A 16,649-nucleotide genomic window follows, 5' to 3' on the forward strand; every position below is an offset into this window, starting at 1 on the left:
GGCCAGCGGCGCGTGCCCAGCCGTGCGCCGCCCACCGGGGCGCCCGGCGATCCGCGCCGCACCCCGCGGATCGTCCGGGAGCACACCCAGAACCGGCATCCCAACCGACTCCGCGACCCGGTCCACCGGCCACGGAGTTTCCCCGACCAGCAGCAGGACACAGTCCCGGCGTCCCGCCGCCGTCAACTGCCCTTCCCGCCCGACCACCCGGGCCAGCTCCACCGGCACCGGACGCGCCAGCACCACCAGCACATCGGCCGCCGCGATCAGCGGCCCCGCCGGCGAGAACAGATCCAGACGGCCCACATCCGCCACCACCGTCACACTGTTCGCCGCCGCCCGCACCGCCCCCGCCTCGGCGAGGACCTCCACCGCGCCGCGCGCCGCAATCGCATCCACCGGGGCGGCCACCACCTCCACCCCACCAGGCAGTTCCCGCACATGCCCGGACAGCGCCCCCCGGCCCGACCGGGCCTGCGCCGCCCACGTCACCAACCCCGAGGCCGCCAGCTCATACCAGCCGGCCACATCCCCACCCGACGGATCAGCCTCCACCGCCACCACCGGTGCCCCACCCGGGCGCATCGGCCAGCCCGCCGCCAACCCCACCGTCGCGGTCGTCACCCCGGGCGAGGCTTTCACCGACCCGACCACGACCAGCCCGCTCACCGTGACCCCCGCAACACCAGCACCACCTGGCCGGCCGCCGCCGCCCGCGCCACCCGATCCGCATCCCCCGAACCGACCTGCACCGACACCACCAGCCCACCCGACCCCGCCGGCCCCTCCTCGACCGTCGCCACGACCCCGTCCACCGACGACCCCGCCGGCGCCACACTCACACCGCCGTCCGACGGCCCGGCGGTATCACCGGTCACCAGCACCGAGACCCGATCACCCGCCGCCAACCCCGGAGGGAACGCCCCCGCCTTCAGACTCGCCCCGACCAGCCGCGCACCCTCCGGCAGCAGCCGACGGCCCACCGACCCAGCCGACAGAAAACTCCCCGCCATCAGCGGCACCGCCGCCGGACGACCCACCACCTCGGCTGCCCGCCCAGCCGGCACCAGATCCACCCCCGGATCCGCGACCACCGACACCGCCCGCACATCCCCCACCGCGAGCAGATGCCCCGCCGGCACCGCCCGGGTCACCAGCAGCACCTCCCGGCGGCCATCCCGGCGGCCCCCCACCACCACGAACACCGCCACACACACCACCACCAGCACCACACCCACCAACGCGCGCCGCCCACCCCGCCCCGACCGCCCCCGCCCCTCCAACCGGAATGGAACCGACCCCTCCCGGCGGGCCACCGACGACGTACTCACCGCGCACCACCCGACGCCGGCACCGCCAACGCCTGCGACTCACCCACCACCACGCTCGACACCGCCCGCGACGTCAACCCCGCGACCACCCCCTGCTGACCGGCACCCGCCCACCCCACCTGCCACCGCACCGTCACCGTCACCGGAAACCTGCCATCCGCCTCACCCACCGACGAGCGAGCGAACACCACCCCGCAGTCCGGCGAGCCCCCCGCCGGATCATCCACACCCGGCCGATACACCGTCCCCGGCCCCCCGCACGACACCACCCCGCCATCCCCGAAATCCCACGCCACCTCCCGCGGGCTCGCGGTCGCCGTCACCGACACCCCCGGCACCGCCGCCGTCGCCGACACCGGCCCCCACACCCCAGCCGGCAACCACAACCACACCGGCACCCCCACCAGTTGCGGCACCCCCACACCCGGCGACATCGCCACCTGCGGCGTCGGTAGCACGAGCTTCTTCACCGCCAACTGCGCCACCGCTGCGGGCGAGGGCACAGCTGCCGCTGTCGCCGTGTTCGGAAGCCACACCACATCGAAATTCGCGCCGCACGCCTGCCGATACCACCCTCCCTTTACCCCAGGCGTCGCCTCCTCCGCTGCCACCGCCGCCGACGGCACAAAATCCGTGGCTGCCTCATACCGGCAGCCGTCAGCCCCCGACCAGCCGTCCGCCGTGTCCAAGCACGGCAAGGCGCTCGTACCCAACGTCGGGCACGAGACGGAGTCTGCGCTGGACGATGTAGCCGGACGTGACCTGGATTCAGCACGAGGAGCAGCGGGCTGGCCCAGGGTTCCTGCCCAGACGGTGCATGCTCTATCAGCGCGATCGCAGGTGGCCGATCCCAACGGGTCGACAGCGAGCGCGACGTCCCCCGAGGCCAAGACGACAACAGCAGCGACGACGATGACAGCCGCGCTTTTTCTCAGCATGACCCGACGTCCTGAATGACAAGTTGATTGATCTTCCATGTCCTGTCAGTCTTCAGGGCAAGTGCTTGTACCGCTCTTCTACCGCCGGGCGTACCGGCCTGCAGATGGCCGGATGAATCGTAAACCAGCCAATTAGAGGTATTTACGCAATCAGAGATTGTTGCCCGGCCTGGACTACCCGCAGGATCTTCGGCGGTTACCTTAGGGGATATCATCGGATTCCCACGAGAGAATTGACCGTTATGCTGGTTTGTATAGACCGCACGGTAGATGAGGGAGAGCGCACGGCCGCTTACATGATCTGCGAGACGTGGATTTTGATAGTCGCCAGTCGAGGCCATAGCCGCCCAGTCGGCCCACATGCCCCGATAGGCGACCAGCGCGTCGGTGCCCGGCACCGCGAACGGCGAAGCCGACGCGATCCTGCTCGGCGTCGATGCTGGCGCCGGCGCCACGTGGTGGGCACCGCCGCATCCGCCGAGCGCCATACCCGCGGCGACCACGAATGACGCTCCGCGCCCTGCTGATCGATTCACTCGGCACACTGCCTGTCCGTCACCTATTCCGACCGCAGTGTTGTAACCCTGTCACCCAGGGTCGCCGCAAGTGAGACGATAATCTCACGAAAAATCGGGCAAATAGGTACTAGGATCCGCGCCGAGCTGCGATATACCCACGGAGCGCGACAATTGTAGATCTCTAGTGACTTGTGATTATTCGCGTCCGGCTGTGCACTTTTGTTGCGGTGCAACAAAGGGATCCGGCTGCCTCGGCGTCGTCGCAGACCCGCGGGCTCCCCACGCCTGCGACGGCGGCCTGTGCACGGAGAGTCTCCGGTCGTGGCTGCCATCCGGCGCCGGACCGGCGCTATCCAGCACAACGGACAAAAAATTCTTCTGTGGTGTCGGCGGCCCGCGGAGGCGGCCAGGTTCGGCTGCAGCGATGACGCGAACCGCTCTATCTCGCAGCCGTCGAGTTGACTACACGGGCCGCACCGAGCACCGCAGGGCAGGGTCACGCCGGGCCGGGATGGGATAGGCCCACGTAGCCACCGCACCACGTCGGCGAACGTCGGCCGCTCACCGTGGCACGTCAAAGCGCAGCCACGGCTTCCTCATCAGACGACAGCGACGATGATCCTGGGATGGTCATTCGAGAAGGGTGTTCCGACGACATCGAGGCGGTACTGAGGCTATGGGCGCGGGCCGCCGACGGTGCCAGTGTGACCGACGGGCCAGTCGGGATCGGCCGACTGCTCCCGCACGACCCCGGCGCGCTGCTCATCGCCGATCACGACGGTGCCCTCATAGGAACCGTGGTCGCAGGCTGCGACGGGTGGCGCGGCCACATCTACCGGCTGGCGGTCGACCCCGAACATCGCCGCCGTGGCCTGGCAAGCGCGCTCCTGGCAGCAGCGCATGACCGGTTTGCCGCCCTGGGAGCGATTCTGGTAGACGCCATGGTCGAGGACGACAACACAGCCGCTCGGGCCACCTACGACGTCCTCGGCTACCGGCGTCACTCCGGTCGAAGCCGTTGGATCCGAGAGCTGCCCTAAACAGAAAGTCGGCGCGGTCGTCGGTCAGGGAGTGATGAGCATGCGGACATCATGCTTGTTGACCACAATGCCGGCGGGCCGGTCTATTTCTGCCGTACCGGCGGGGTAGGTGGTGATGATGGGCTGGGCGGTTCGGTCGCGGTCGAAGCGGCGGATCTGTTCGACTATGCGTTGGGCGAGGCGGGCGCCAGCGGGGCCGTGGCCGGTGGCGCCGAGTTCGTAGCGGCGCTCACCGTTCGGGCCTGGCTGGTCAGCTGGGCGGGGTTTGCTGAGGTAGGCCAGGTTGTCGCCTTCGACGATTGTGGGAGTGCGGTAGGCGAACGCGGGACGGCAGAGACCAGCTTCGATGGCGTCGTCCTCGGCGTCGAGGCGGCAGGTGCCGGGTTCGGTGGCGGTCAGCCATAGCCAGATGTGGTCGAAGGGTTCGTTGGCGACGACGTGCACGTCAGACCAGACGGTGGCTGCGGGTCCGGTGAACACATCCTGTAGCGCGTGTGGGTCGATGTTCTGGTCGGCGTCCCAGTACAGCGCGACGTTCTCGGTGATAGTGCCGGTGTGCTCGCCGGTCGGTACGATCCCGATCATCGGGATGAAGCCGCAGAGCTGGCTGTTCTCCGCGCGAAGGTGTGTGTCGTGGCGAACGAGCTGGACGCTGCGGGCTTGGCCGCGCCAGTGCAGCGGGACGACGAGCGTCCCGCCGGGGGCGAGCTGGTTGAACCAGGCCGGGGGAAGGTCCCATGGCCCCACCGTCACGATGATCTTGTTGTAGGGGGCGTGGTCTGCGTGGCCGAGGGCGCCGTCTGCGGTGATGACCCGGACCCGTTCGTAACCGGTCTCGGCGAGGGCGCGGCGGGCGTGGTCGGTGACGTCGGGGTGGATGTCGACGGTGGTGACGCTGCCGGTGTCACCGACGAGTTCGGCGAGCAGAGCGGCGTTGTAGCCGGTGCCGGCGCCGATTTCCAGCACGTGGTCGCCAGGCTGTGGGTCGAGCTGGTCGAGCATCATGGCGACGACGGTGGGCACTGAGATGCAGCTGGCGGGCCGGTCCTCGCCGGGTTTGATGGTGATCGCTCTGTTCTGGTATGCCTCTTCGACCGATGCCGCGGGGACAAAGCGGTGCCGCGGAACGACGCGGAACGCCTGCTCGATGCGCGCGGAGTGCAGGTGGCCGGCCGCGCGGATGCGGCTGATCATCTCCTCGCGTAGGTCGTCGGGTCGGGTGCTGGTGGCGTTGGTCATCCGGTTCCTTTCGTTTCCAGTTCGGGTGAGCTGATCGGTGCGCGTATGGGTCCGGCGGTGAGCAGGCAGACGTCCCACCCGGTGTGTGTGGGGAGGCGGGTGAGGGCGACGCCGCCGCTGCCTTCTAGCATCCCGCTTGCTTCCACCGTGTCTGGGACCGCCTGCGGGCTGCGCTGTGACCACCGGTGTTCCACACCGGCCAGCGCTTTGGCGCCTTCACCGTCGGGATCGGCGTCAGCGAGCAGCCGGCGAGCGGTGTGCACCAGGCCTGCCCAGCCATGGCAAAGCGAGTCGTCGCTGAGATGGTTGAGCTGGGCGTTGTCGGTGATGCAGGCGACGAGCGCGGTCTGGGCAAGGTCGATCTGGGAGGGACGGTTCAGCGCCTGGGCGGCGAGGTAGCGGGCGCATGCCAGGCCGGGGGTGCCGTAGCACCAGGAGGGGCGTTGTGGGCCTGGCTGGTCGATGGTGGTGTTGGCCCATTCACGGGCGGAGATCATGCCGGGCCACCAGGGGCTGTTCGGCGGGCCGCAACGCCAGGCGTCGAGGAACCGGTCGACGTGGTCGATCGCGTCGGCTTGGCGAGGCACCGTGATTCCGCTGATCATGGCGGCGGACAGCAGTGCCAGGGGTCCGGCGATGCCATGCGCCATGCCGAGATTCGCGTGGCCGCCGGGCCAGCGCGGATCGGGGCGGCCGGACGGGCTGTGCGCGGTCCACCAGCCGGGCAGTGCGGTGCCGTCGACGGTGATCTGTTTGGTCAGCCGGATGAGGTAAGTCAGCACGTCCCGCAGCGGTCCGCCGCCGGGGTGGGTCGGGTCGGCATGACGGGCGTGTAGCAGGCACATGCCGAGCCCGGTCAGTCCGTTGATCAGGTCGAACTCCCGCAGACTCGGCAGAGCGCCGCGGTCGATCCGCTCGTGCGCCTGCGCCAGCCGGGTACGGGTGATCGTCGCAGTGTGTTCGTCAAGCTCTCGGAGCACGCCGTCGTAGGCGAGCAACCCGGCGGTGCGTAGCACGAATGCGACCGCCGGGGCACCGCGGTACAGGCAGGCGTTCCGGTCGGCGGCGACGGGGCTGTAGGTCATGGCCTTCGCCCACTGGTGCGCGGTGACCCAGTCGCCGATCCCGGCACGGGCGTAGCCGATATGCAGCAGCGCCAGGCCAGCCGCCCCGTCTGCGAGGGATTGGCCCCAGCCTGGTGTGAGCTCGTGGTCGGGCGGCGGCGTGCGCGGGTCGGTGTAGGTCACCGGGCGCCAGCGCCGGGTCGATGCCGCCAGTCGAGTGCGGCGTGGCGGGCCAGGCGCCGGCAGGTGCGTTCGCTGTCCTGGTCGATGCCGACGAGCCGGTTGTGATGCAGGTGCAGCAGCGACTCCACCACCACGTCGAGGCTGGTGGGCGGTGGCAGCGTCTTGCGGTAGCCGGCCAGTGCGTCGGCGCGGTCGTTCCACGCCAGCTCGATGTCAGCGGACCAGCCGGGCAGCGACCGCAGGACGCGCGGGTCGGTCGCGAGCCGAATCGCTTGCTTGGCCACCGACCGGTCGACGGTTTTGGCAGTCGGTGCTGGCCGGGTGGCCAACCAGTCCATGGCCTCGTCGGGATCATCAAAGAAACTCTGGACGACGTCGACCATGGTCGCCACGACCAGCGCGGTATCCACCGCGGTGGCCGGCAGGTGCCGCAGCAGGGTGGCAGCGAAAGTGGAGTCGGCGGCGAAGGCGTGCTCGGCGGCCTCCAGGGCTTCGCCGTTCCCATAGCGGCCGATTTCCGGATAGTAGGTGTCGATCACCAGCCGTCCGACGAGTCCCGCGTGTCGCATCCGCCGCGTCCACTCTCCGACCGCTCGTGAATGTTCAGCGTAGCGATCGGCAGGGGTGCGTAGCCGTAGGCGCAGGTGGTCCCGTTCGTATGCGCTGCGGTACCGCAACCACCAGCTTTCAGGTGTGCCGAGCGTGGTCAGCAGGCCGGGCAGCTCCTTCGCGACAAGCTCACCGATCCGTTCCGGGTGTGTGAACACCTTCACCGACAACCAGGTGGCGTCCGGCGCACCGGGCAGATTTCCGCAGCTGTTCGTCACGATAGGTAGCGAAGCGTGGAGGGGGTTGGGTGCCGGGGGACGGGTGGTGACCAGGGGCAACGCGATTTCGTGGGCGTGGCCGTCGATCCACCCGTACTCGGCCGCCGGCACGGCGGGGACGAGGATCGCCTGGCCGCGGTAGGTGAGGTGAGCATGTAAGAGGGCGGCATGCGCGGGTTCGTCGAGGGTGAGGCGCAGAGTGCGGTCCGCGTCGCGAAGTTCGACAACGTCGGGACAGCCCCAGCGGCGCCGCCACTGGTTGAGTGCCCGCCGCCAGGAGTCGGGACCTGCCCCGTGGGGTGGAAGGTCCGCAGAAGCGAGCCGCCACTGGGCTGGGGACAGGACGGTACGTCGGTAGCGGACTTGGGGCAGGAACGGCAGCCGGGCGTGCGGGCCCCAGTCGAACTGGTACCAGGCGGCGGAGAAGGCCCGGGGCAGATGCGCCAGGAAGCGGGCGAGCGGCGGGGGCTGCTTGTCCAGCGCGAGCGCGTGGAACACCTGCGGCTCCACGATCTGGCGACGCGAGATACTGACCAGGTGAAGTCGATCGCGGGTCGCGGTGATCCCCAGATCGTCCAGGGCGAGCAGGCTGTCGTCACCGCTCCGGCGGTGCTCGCCTAGTGAGAGAAGGTCGTCGAGGTAGGCCGGCACGCGGCAGACGTTCTCCGCGTGCGGGTATAGCGGCCCGAAGGACATCTGCACCCGCCGTGCCCCCTCAGTGGCGGTGGGCAGCGCACGGTAGGCCTGTGCCAGGCCGGAGCCGGTGGCCATCGGGGTGAACCGGCTGGTCAGCGTGCCAGCGGAGCGGGCGGGCGCGACGGTCAGCAGGAAATCACCGTGCTCAAGTGCCGCCGTGGTGGTCGCGTGAACGCGGGCGGAAAGCTCCACGTGCGGCGGGATGAACCGGTCGTCGAACGTCCCGGCGCTCAGCTCACCGATGAGGTTGTCGGTGAGGACGATCTCGCGGGTGTTCTCCGCCAGCGCCTGCCAGGCCAGTGCCAGCAGTCGCTCATCGCGCTCGGTGATCTCCGCTGTCGGCGAGGACAGAACGCTTCCGCTGTACCCTGCGGGATATCCCAGGCCGGCATCGGGCTGAAGGACCTCGGTGAGGCGCACCACGGTGCCCGTGCCGTAGGTGTCGACGAACGCGGCACGATAGTCACGCCAGGACGCCTCGCCGTTCGGCTGCCGGCTCAGCCGTAACAGCGCGCTGGCGGCGCGTTCCATCTCATGCGCGACCCCGACAGGCAACGTCACCGTGCAGTCGAGCAGCAGGTCCACGGCCAACGGGGTACGTCCCTCTGCCGACAGTTCCCTCATCCTGCGGGTGAGCGTCGCGCGCATACGACCTTGCTCGCCTCGGGTGGTCATGTCCACGTTGTGGCGACGTAACTCGGCCAGGACGATCTCAAGGTCCTGCACCATCGGCGCGGCGGCCGGCACGCTCGCGGCCCCGACTTCGCGCAGCCGGTTCATCAGGTATGCGAATGGCTCCGTGATCGTGAAGGGGGCGCGCAGGCTGGTCAGCAGGTAGCCCTGCCGCACGAGGTCAGTGAGCATGTCCTGAACTTGTGACCTGCCGACGGAGAAGTCGTCACTTAGCCTGTCACGGAGTGAGTCGAACCGGACCGGGGCTGCTGCCAGGTCAGCCACGGCTGCGACCGCGCGGGTGTAGCGGATCGTCGCTCTGTTCGGACCGTGCGGGACTTCGAGTCGTCCGCTGCGGCGAACGGCGAGGCTGGTGACCATCACGGGAAGCCGTTCGAGGAGGTCCGGGCAGCGCTCCAGGCGGCTGATGATGTCGGCTAGCCATCCGGTGTTGACCCGGGCCACGCCCCGGTGCTTCTCCCCCCAGCCCGCTCGCGCGGTAGTTCCTAAGGAGATTGGGGCGACGCCTGCGAACAGACCGAAGGGAGTGGGCCGGCCGATGCTGCGCAGCAGGTAACGCATGGTGGACAAGGTCGCGCTTCGGATCCGCTTGTCGCCCGCAGCGCGGCCGGCGAGAAGGGCGTCAACGCCTGCGCCCAGCGACGGGCTGGCCTGGCGCATCGCGTCGGCGACGTCGGGCCTGGACCACATCTCGTCCAGCCAGTGTCGGCACCCGCCCGGGTCGGTCAGGTCTGGCCATCGGCCCGGAACGTCGGTCAACGGCGCGGCCGCTGCTCGCAGCAATGCGACGTCGACATGCCGGTAGAGCGGCGCCCTGTCGCTGGCACGCATCGAGACCTCCAGGCCGTCGAGAAGCGTATGAGGGGTGATGCGCCGAGCCGGGGGTCCCGCCCCGGCGCATCACAGCGAGGCGGCGGATCTACACCCCGTCAGAGACGCACGCCGACGCGCAGGTCGGGTCACAACCGTCGTCGGTACCGCCCGCGCAGCCCGCGAGCGCAGAGCCCGGCGGGACGTCGACGATGATCTGCACGTCAAGAGCAAAGGAATCCTCGACGATCGGGCTGGCCGCCGTCGGGATGGTAGGGAGAGCCTCGGGGATCAGGATGGTCACGCGGCACCTTTCGTTCGTTAGTCGATCTTCCGCCGCCTGACTATGGAAAGATCGTCGCCAACTGCCAGGCGGTCACGTCCACCGTCCCGGCTACGGGCAGCAGTTCCGACGCCCGGTGGTGCTAGCCCCCGTGGGGCTAGCCGGCGCCGGGCCCGAAACGATCAACGGACAGCCAGCCACGGTCTACCCTACGAACTTGCGCGAATACCGTCCGAGAACGGAAAGGTGGCCCATGGCTGGTCCAGAACGACGACGCTGTCAGTTCTGTGGCACCACGCTGAGCGCCACCGGTTCGATGTGCGGCTCCTGCGCCCGCGCCGCCGGCTTCCGCAGGCCGATCCCGGACGGCTTTTACGAGGACGCGGCATTACGCGCCGCCTTGACGCGCTACGACTTCGGCCCCGTGTTCACGGCGGTCCGGCAACACACCGGTCTGTCCCAACTCCAGCTCGCAAACCTGCTGGGACTTTCCCAATCGCGGGTCTCAGCCGTCGAGCGCGGCGAGCGGCGGCTGACCCACGTCAGGCTGGCTGCCCGCCTGGCCGACCGGCTGCGCATTCCACCCCACCTACTCGGCTTCCCCGGCGAATCCCCGGGTAGCGTTGTGGCACAGGAGGAGGTGAGTTGGTTGGAACGCAGAGACTTTCTCACCCTGGTCACCGCCGCGACCCTGGGATCGAGCCTGCATCCCGAGCTCAGCCGGCTCGGCTCGCTCCTGCCCGGCGAGGTCGAACCGGCGCCCCGGCCCCGCATCGGGGCCGCCGACGTCGACGCGATTGAGGCCATCACCGACGGATTCCGTCGATCCGACTTCGCCCACGGCGGCGGCCTGTACCGCGCGGCCGCGGTCACCCAACTCCACCAGGTACGCCGACTGGAAGACTCCTCCTGCACCCCGAAGATCCGGGCCCGGCTGCTCATCGCACTCGCCGAACTCGCGAGTATGGCTGGCTGGATGGCCTACGACGTCGACGACCACGACGCCGCCCGCCGCCTGTGGACCTACGCCCTCGACACCGCCCGCCGCGCCGACGACCATCCTCGCGCGCCGGACCTTGCCGTCGACGTCCTACTGGACATGGCGCACCAGGCGCTACACCTGCACAGCCTCGGCCCGGTCGCAAATGGCGCCCGCGCGGGCGAGGCGCTGCACCTGGTGCAACTCGCCTCGGCCACGGCCGCCAACCGCCGTCACCCCGTCAGCACGATCACCCAGGGCTACATCTTCGCCGTGCTCGGATGGTGCCGCGCCGCCCTCCGCGAGCCCGAGCCCACCCGCCGCGCCATCGGCGACGCCCAGGACACCTACGCCGCCGCCGACCCGGCCACAACGCCGCCGTGGGCGTGGTACGTCACCGACGCCGAGATCACCGCCCAACAAGGCCATTCCCTGTACCTGCTGGCACTGAACCACCCGGAGTTCGCGCCCGAAGCCGTCGAGAAACTGACGACGGCCGCCACCGGATATGGGGTGGAGTACGAACGCAGCCGCGCCGTCATCCTGCCCCCACTGGCCTGCGTGCAGTTCCAAGCCGGTGATATTGCCGGCGCCGTGGCCACCGGTCACGACGCAGTCGACGCGATCACCAGCCTCTCCTCCACCCGCGGCTACCCGCGACTGCGCATGCTCAATACCATCGCCGCCCCCTACAACAGCCGGCCCGAGGTCGCCGAGCTACGCGAGCACATTCGTGGAGTACTGGCCACCACCATGGCATAACCAGCCGGGCCTCCTTCGGCCGATCGCTACCGCGGATTTGACCCACGGCGTTGAGGTAATGACAGCCCGTCAGCATCGTCGGCGAATCCCAGACTTCCGTGACTTCCTGCTTGAATGCGAGAGAAAAGATGTGACACGGCGAGCTCCATAGATGGCACTTCGCGGCCAGGAAGCATGCATCCTGGCCGCCGAACCTCAGCCATGCACGCATCCCACACCGAGAAGCAGCAGGGCAAGTCCGATCAAGGCTTTGCAGGTGATTGTTCGGCTGAGATGACTGGTTCTTGGTCGTGCGTGGCTCTGGAACGGTTCCGTCGCGCGTTCGCGGGACACAGCAAGGACGCCGCCAACAGAATCGACACCCGTGCCCCTCCCGCACCGTCCTCGGTGGACAGTTCGCGTCTGGGTTCGGGAGCAGCGCCACGGCCCCGCCCGCGGATGAACGCCCCTGCGGAGGACCTCCCTGACGGTCGTCCCGAACAAACGCCATAGCAAGATCGCGATCTCCTGGGCTGGCACCGCCAGTCAGCCCAGTCTCGCCCCCTCGATCGGCGCGGGCCATGACGAGGTGGTGAGCCGCTGGAACATCTGGAATAACCTGGTCATCTGGCCGAAGGTGCGCTGAAGGAAGCCGCCACGCAGGGTCCGCCGAGTGAGTGGGCGGGCTGATCTGCCGGCAGGTTAGCCAGTGATGAGGGCTAGGTGGAGACGTTCGAAACGATGCTGCGGCGGCTTCGTGGGTCGATGTCGCTGCGGGAGTTGGCGACGACGGCGCACTGCGGAAAGTCCCACGTCGCGGACCTGGAGCAAGGCCGGCGAAACCCGAGTCCGGACATGGCTTTGGCGCTGGATCGGGCTCTCGGCGCCGGAGGGCGGTTGGCGGCGCTGGCGCGGCCGATTCGTGGACGGGCTGTGGTGACCGATGCTCCAGCCGACATGTTGGAGCCGTCGGGGGCGACGATCGAGGCGCTCCGCAGGGTGCTCGACGCTCACGACCTACCGACAGAGGGCGCTGTCCGGTCACTGCACCAACTGTCCGCCGCCGTGCACCGAGCTGTGTGGCTGCGCTTGCAGGCGAGGTACGCGGCCCTCGGGCGGCTCTTGCCGCCGCTGATCGTCGAGCTGCATGAGGCGTTCCGTCGCCACGACGGGCAGGGACGGCGGCAAGTGGCGGGGATGCTGGTGCAGTCGTATCGGGCGGCGGACGCGATCGCGGACAAGCTGGGCTTGGTCGATTTGTCTGCCCGGCTTATCGGGATGATGGCCGCGATGGCGTTGGAGTCGGGCGACGAGGCGCTCATCGCGACGACGGCCTACGTGCGCGCGGAGCTGTTCTTCGCGAGTGGCGCGCACGAGGAGGGCCGGCGGATGCTGGTGCGCGCCGCGGACCGACTGGATCTCGGCGCGGGGGTCGCGGCAACGGCGGCGTATGGGTCGCTGCAGATGCGCGCCGCAGTGTTCGCCGCCCGCGATGCCAACCTTGACGAGGCACGCGGACACGCGTCGGAGGCGCTGGGTGTCGCTCGAACGCTTCCGGAAGCGATCTACCTAGGAACGTCGTTCGGGCCGTCGGCGGTGCGCATTCACCAGATCACCACCGCGGTCGATGCGGGAGATCCGGACGACGCGCTACGCAGGGCCGCGCAGTGGCGGCCCGGCAACGATGTGCCCGCCGAACGACGCTCGCACTACTTCGTCGACGTCGCCCGCGCCTGGGCGGACACGGGACAGCCTGACCAGGCGCTGTCGTCGCTCCTCGACGCACGGGCGATCGCCCCGGAGCACATCCGGCCCCATCCCGATGTCGGCCGTCTCCTCGGAACCGGGGTGATGGAGCCGTTGCGGCACGATCTGCGGTGGCGTGAGCTGAACCGCTGGGTGCGCGGTCCCGCCACGGTCCTTTAGGGCACCGGACGTAGGAGATTCGGTAGCTCGGCCAGCGAATCCACCCGCCAGTCGGCCGCGTCCAGAACCACGGGGTCGCCGGCCCACAGATGGCCCCAGGGCCCACGGCGGATCAGCGCGGTACGTAGCCCGGCCTCGCGTGCCGGGACGATGTCGTTGTCGCGATGGTCGCCGACGTAGACGATGTCGTGCCGAGCCGCCGGCGTGACCTCGGCGACGCGGTCGAAGAAGAGTCGGTCCGGCTTCGCGACGCCCCATTCCCCCGATGTGGCGACCATGTCGGCCGGCAGGTGCAGAGAGCGCAACAGACCGGCCGCCTTCAGGGTCTGGTTGCCAGCGATCCCGACCCACAATCCACGTGCCCGCAGCTCGGCGAGCGCCGGCCGAACATCAAGGTAGAGATCGTCTTCGTCGATCTGCTCCCCGACACCGGCGTCCTCCCTGCGCTGCCGCTCGACAGCAAGGTCGAACCCGGGTTGGAAGTAGTCGAAAGTCTCTGCGTTGTTCCGGCCCTGGGCGGTCACAGCGCCGAGCACTGCGGAAAAGGTGTGCCGGGGCACGCCGATCCAGTCCGCCCACGCGGCGAACTCCCGGGTGTCGTCGAGCAAGGTCTCCCCGACGTCGAACACGACCGCCACAACCACGACCACTCCTACTCTTGGATTCCGCCGGTACAGACGAACCGGCCACCATCTCATAGACAATCATTTTTTCTGGCACCCTGCTTCGTCGACCGGCCTGCCGTTTCCCACTGCCGGTGACTGTCGGGAGCGGCCACGACTGCGGACAGGGTGCGGACACAGATACCCTTCCGCCAGGGCCGGCGTGCCAGGACGATCGTGCCGGTAGGTAGATCCCGGTTTGCAGGCAGCCAGCTCCGGTGCCCTGTGAGAGCCCGGGGTTGAGATGTCTCAATCGCCTTGACCTCACATCCGGTCCGCAATGCCTGTGCATACCCGCTAACGGAGCCGTCGTTGCGGCGGGAGTTTCGCGTTTAACCCTTGATGATTGGAGTTTGATATGCCGCCGTATTTTGGCGTTGGCCTCGGGTTGGGGTTGCTGGATGTGGTGCCGGTGAGTTCCGCGCCGGAGTCGATGGTGGGTCGGGCGCTGTTCTACTTTGAGGAACTCGATCTGGGTCTCGAGGAGTTTCGGGCTCTGCTGGCGCTGCAGAAGGACTATTATCGGGTGCAGCGTGAGGGCCGGTTGCAGTTCGCGATCGAGGGGCATTTGGCTCGTCCGACGGCTCAGCCGGCTCTGGGGTCGGAGGAGCTCGGCGAGCATCTGGAGATACGTGCGCAGCTGTTCGCGGACGAGGAGGCGCGCGTTCCCGCGTTCACCCAGCGGGTCCGGAAGCTGCTCGGTGTGGACCGGTGGAATCTGCTGGTGAGCCTGTATATGGAGGAGACCCGGCGGGATCTGCTCCGGCTGGGTCCGGCCATCGCGACGGCCGTCGCTTCCGCCTTCACGTTGCACGACGCTGTTAACAGCCAGCAGGTTGATGCCCGCGCCCAGTTCCCGGCGTCGCCGGGGGTCGAGCGGGAGGCGCCGGTGGGGAGTGGCGACGGCGTCGATCGCGAGGGTTACGGGCCGTGGGGAGAGACCGACTCGCATGCCGGCTCGGCGGAGCCCGCGGAGCCTGCTCTGTTTCCGGTTCCCGGCCGGATGCCCTTCTGACTCCGTCCTCGGCGGTGTGGCCTGCCCGTGGCGGTGATCCTGCCGCGGGGAAGGCCACGCCCCTGTCTTCTGTCTGGTGAAAGAAATGATGAGTGAGCCTGAGTCGACCCCAGTTCTGGACATCGAACGGCCACATTCAGCGCGAATGTATGACTATTTCCTGGAAGGGAAGGACAATTATCCGGCGGATCGTGAGGCCGCGGAGAAGGTCCTTGCGGCGGCGCCGAATGCGCGGGTGATGGCCCGGGAGAATCGGGCGTTCATGGTCCGCGCAGCCCGGTACCTTGCCGGCGAGGTCGGTATCCGCCAGTTCCTCGATATCGGGACGGGTCTGCCGACCACACCGAACCTGCACGAGGTCGTGCAGGCAGTCGCGCCTGACGCCCGGGTGGTCTACACGGATAATGATCCGCTGGTGCTGGTCCATGCCCGCGCGTTGCTGACCAGTACACCGCAGGGCCGCACCGCCTATCTCGACGCGGACCTACGCGACCCGATCGCGATCCTGACCGCAGGCGAGGTGCGGGACACCCTCGACCTGCGCCAGCCCGTCGCACTGTCCCTCATCGCGATCATGCATTTCGTGGAGGACGCCGATGATCCGTATGGCCTCGTGGCGCAGCTCCTGGACGGGCTGCCGTCGGGTAGCGCGCTGATGCTCAGTCACGTCACCGCCGACCACGATCCGGCGGTCAGCGAGGTCGCCGCGCTGTATCGGACCGGGGGCATCCCCACCGCGGTCCGATCGAGGGCTGAGGTCGGCGGGTTCTTCGGCGGGCTGAACCTGGTGACACCTGGTGTGGCCGTGGTGCACCGCTGGCGACCTGACACGTCTGCGGCGGCGGTGGGTGACGGCGGGTTGAGGGACGCCGAGGTGAGCGTCTACGGTGCCGTCGCTCTCAAGCCGTAGTGACGCGCGGCGGGCAGCGGGTTTCGGGGTGAGGCGTTACAGCCGTCGTGAGATCGCCGGCCGGGCGTTGGCGGTCGTGCGCTGGGGGTGGCCGCGTCCGCTGGCGGCCGGTGCGATCCGCCTCGACTTCCGTGAGGTCGACGCCGATGGCACGGCCGTGCTGGGGCTCGGCAGGTTCCCCGCTGGTCCGCCGACCGTGGGTGCCCGTGCCCGTGCCCGTGCCCGTGCCCGTGCCCGTGTCGGTGACCGGTGTGGGCGCCGGGCGTGGGCAACGGTTCACGGGGTCGACAGGGCGGGCGGAGTGGTCTGGCTTCGTGTGGCCAGCTCCCACCCGGCGGAGGACCGGTGAGGGAGAACCGCATGACAATGCTACGGATTGATTTGCATACGCGGTCGTCGATCTCGGATGGGGCGGTCGGCCCGGCGGGTTTGATGATGCGGGCGAGCGCGGCGGGCTTGGACGTCGTCGCGCTCACCGACCTGAACGCGACCGCCGGCCTCGCCGAGGCGGCGGCGGCGCTGCCGGCGGGGTTGACGCTGCTGCCCGGGGTGGTGATCTCCTGCGCACTGCCTGACGGTGACCGGCGTCCGGCCATGGACCTGCTGGCCTACGGCGCCCGCACCGAGGCCCGCGACCTCGCCGCGATGCTGCACACGACCCGGGAAGGGCGCGAGCAACGGTCACGGCAGATCGTCGCGCTGCTGGCCGCCGGAGTCGATAATGCCCCGTGGAGTGGTGTAGATCGGTTCGCGTTCCGCTCTGCGTCTTTCGCTATTATGCGGCCTGAATATCG

14 protein-coding genes and 1 pseudogene are annotated in these 16,649 nt (G+C 69.0%); 7 read left to right on the plus strand and 8 right to left on the minus strand.

Annotation, left to right across the window (positions count from 1 at the left end; genetic code table 11):
* From MXD58_RS06845 to MXD58_RS06855, 3 genes are all read right to left on the minus strand, one after another.
* On the minus strand, positions 1-669 hold a 669-nt coding region (locus MXD58_RS06845), incomplete at its 3' end, for a hypothetical protein (RefSeq protein ID WP_250609124.1).
* Positions 666-1,229: a CpaB family protein gene (locus MXD58_RS06850; RefSeq protein WP_250609125.1), complete on the minus strand. Its 564-nt coding sequence runs from the start codon at positions 1,227-1,229 to the stop codon at positions 666-668. The genes MXD58_RS06845 and MXD58_RS06850, both read right to left, overlap by 4 nt.
* Positions 1,230-1,327: 98 nt before the next feature.
* Entirely contained in the window at positions 1,328-1,801 is a 474-nt protein-coding gene (locus MXD58_RS06855; protein WP_308301922.1) for a hypothetical protein, read from the minus strand.
* Between the two features lie 1,612 nt (positions 1,802-3,413).
* Here MXD58_RS06855 and MXD58_RS06860 point away from each other — a divergent pair.
* Positions 3,414-3,827: a GNAT family N-acetyltransferase gene (locus tag MXD58_RS06860; protein WP_248839586.1), complete on the plus strand. Its 414-nt coding sequence runs from the start codon at positions 3,414-3,416 to the stop codon at positions 3,825-3,827.
* Positions 3,828-3,851: 24 nt separating this feature from the next.
* Here MXD58_RS06860 and fxlM read toward each other — a convergent pair whose 3' ends face one another.
* The 4 genes from fxlM to MXD58_RS06880 all read right to left on the minus strand — a co-directional run bounded on the left by fxlM (position 3,852) and on the right by MXD58_RS06880 (position 9,643).
* Positions 3,852-5,066 (minus strand): methyltransferase, FxLD system, encoded by a 1,215-nt coding sequence (gene fxlM, locus MXD58_RS06865; protein ID WP_248839587.1) that lies wholly within the window; start codon positions 5,064-5,066, stop codon positions 3,852-3,854.
* Positions 5,063-6,313, minus strand: a complete 1,251-nt coding sequence (locus MXD58_RS06870; protein WP_248839588.1) for a lanthionine synthetase C family protein — start codon at positions 6,311-6,313, stop codon at positions 5,063-5,065. The genes fxlM and MXD58_RS06870 overlap by 4 nt, the downstream gene beginning before the upstream one ends.
* Entirely contained in the window at positions 6,310-9,360 is a 3,051-nt protein-coding gene (locus MXD58_RS06875; RefSeq protein ID WP_248839589.1) for a lantibiotic dehydratase, read from the minus strand. The genes MXD58_RS06870 and MXD58_RS06875 overlap by 4 nt, the downstream gene beginning before the upstream one ends.
* 88 nt (positions 9,361-9,448) lie before the next feature.
* Complete coding sequence (locus MXD58_RS06880; RefSeq protein WP_248839590.1) at positions 9,449-9,643, minus strand: FxLD family lanthipeptide; 195 nt, start codon at positions 9,641-9,643, stop codon at positions 9,449-9,451.
* A gap of 232 nt (positions 9,644-9,875) precedes the next feature.
* Here MXD58_RS06880 and MXD58_RS06885 point away from each other — a divergent pair, with 232 nt between their 5' ends.
* The 3 genes and pseudogenes from MXD58_RS06885 to MXD58_RS06890 all read left to right on the plus strand — a co-directional run bounded on the left by MXD58_RS06885 (position 9,876) and on the right by MXD58_RS06890 (position 13,268).
* Positions 9,876-11,363: a helix-turn-helix domain-containing protein gene (locus tag MXD58_RS06885; RefSeq protein ID WP_248839591.1), complete on the plus strand. Its 1,488-nt coding sequence runs from the start codon at positions 9,876-9,878 to the stop codon at positions 11,361-11,363.
* 720 nt (positions 11,364-12,083) lie between these two features.
* Positions 12,084-12,236, plus strand: a pseudogene (locus MXD58_RS31035) (helix-turn-helix domain-containing protein); the annotation flags it as partial.
* A gap of 3 nt (positions 12,237-12,239) precedes the next feature.
* Positions 12,240-13,268 (plus strand): hypothetical protein, encoded by a 1,029-nt coding sequence (locus tag MXD58_RS06890; protein ID WP_248839592.1) that lies wholly within the window; start codon positions 12,240-12,242, stop codon positions 13,266-13,268.
* Here MXD58_RS06890 and MXD58_RS06895 read toward each other — a convergent pair.
* Positions 13,265-13,912 carry an HAD family hydrolase gene (locus MXD58_RS06895; protein WP_248839593.1) on the minus strand — a complete coding sequence of 216 codons (648 nt, stop codon included), beginning with the start codon at positions 13,910-13,912 and terminating at the stop codon, positions 13,265-13,267. The two genes, MXD58_RS06890 and MXD58_RS06895, sit on opposite strands and share 4 nt — an antisense overlap.
* Before the next feature lie 376 nt (positions 13,913-14,288).
* Between MXD58_RS06895 and MXD58_RS06900 the strand changes: the two genes are divergently transcribed.
* The 3 genes from MXD58_RS06900 to MXD58_RS06910 form a co-directional block, all read left to right on the plus strand.
* Positions 14,289-14,945 carry a hypothetical protein gene (locus MXD58_RS06900; RefSeq protein ID WP_250609127.1) on the plus strand — a complete coding sequence of 219 codons (657 nt, stop codon included), beginning with the start codon at positions 14,289-14,291 and terminating at the stop codon, positions 14,943-14,945.
* Positions 14,946-15,030: 85 nt separating this feature from the next.
* Entirely contained in the window at positions 15,031-15,855 is an 825-nt protein-coding gene (locus MXD58_RS06905) for an SAM-dependent methyltransferase (protein ID WP_248839595.1), read from the plus strand.
* 360 nt (positions 15,856-16,215) lie between these two features.
* A partial coding sequence (locus tag MXD58_RS06910) for a PHP domain-containing protein (protein ID WP_374615739.1) occupies positions 16,216-16,649 on the plus strand: 434 nt, incomplete at its 3' end.

The sequence above is a fragment of the Frankia sp. AgKG'84/4 genome (assembly GCF_023242965.2).
Taxonomy (GTDB): domain Bacteria; phylum Actinomycetota; class Actinomycetes; order Frankiales; family Frankiaceae; genus Frankia.

What these genes read in the sequence shown, in the direction of transcription:
- fxlM (WP_248839587.1), bottom strand. Translation starts at nt 5,066, where the DNA reads ATGACCAACGCCACCAGCACCCGACCCGACGACCTACGCGAGGAGATG.
- MXD58_RS06885 (WP_248839591.1), top strand. Translation starts at nt 9,876, where the DNA reads ATGGCTGGTCCAGAACGACGACGCTGTCAGTTCTGTGGCACCACGCTG.
- MXD58_RS06860 (WP_248839586.1), top strand. Translation starts at nt 3,414, where the DNA reads ATGGTCATTCGAGAAGGGTGTTCCGACGACATCGAGGCGGTACTGAGG.
- MXD58_RS06900 (WP_250609127.1), top strand. Translation starts at nt 14,289, where the DNA reads ATGCCGCCGTATTTTGGCGTTGGCCTCGGGTTGGGGTTGCTGGATGTG.
- MXD58_RS06875 (WP_248839589.1), bottom strand. Translation starts at nt 9,360, where the DNA reads ATGCGTGCCAGCGACAGGGCGCCGCTCTACCGGCATGTCGACGTCGCA.
- MXD58_RS06905 (WP_248839595.1), top strand. Translation starts at nt 15,031, where the DNA reads ATGATGAGTGAGCCTGAGTCGACCCCAGTTCTGGACATCGAACGGCCA.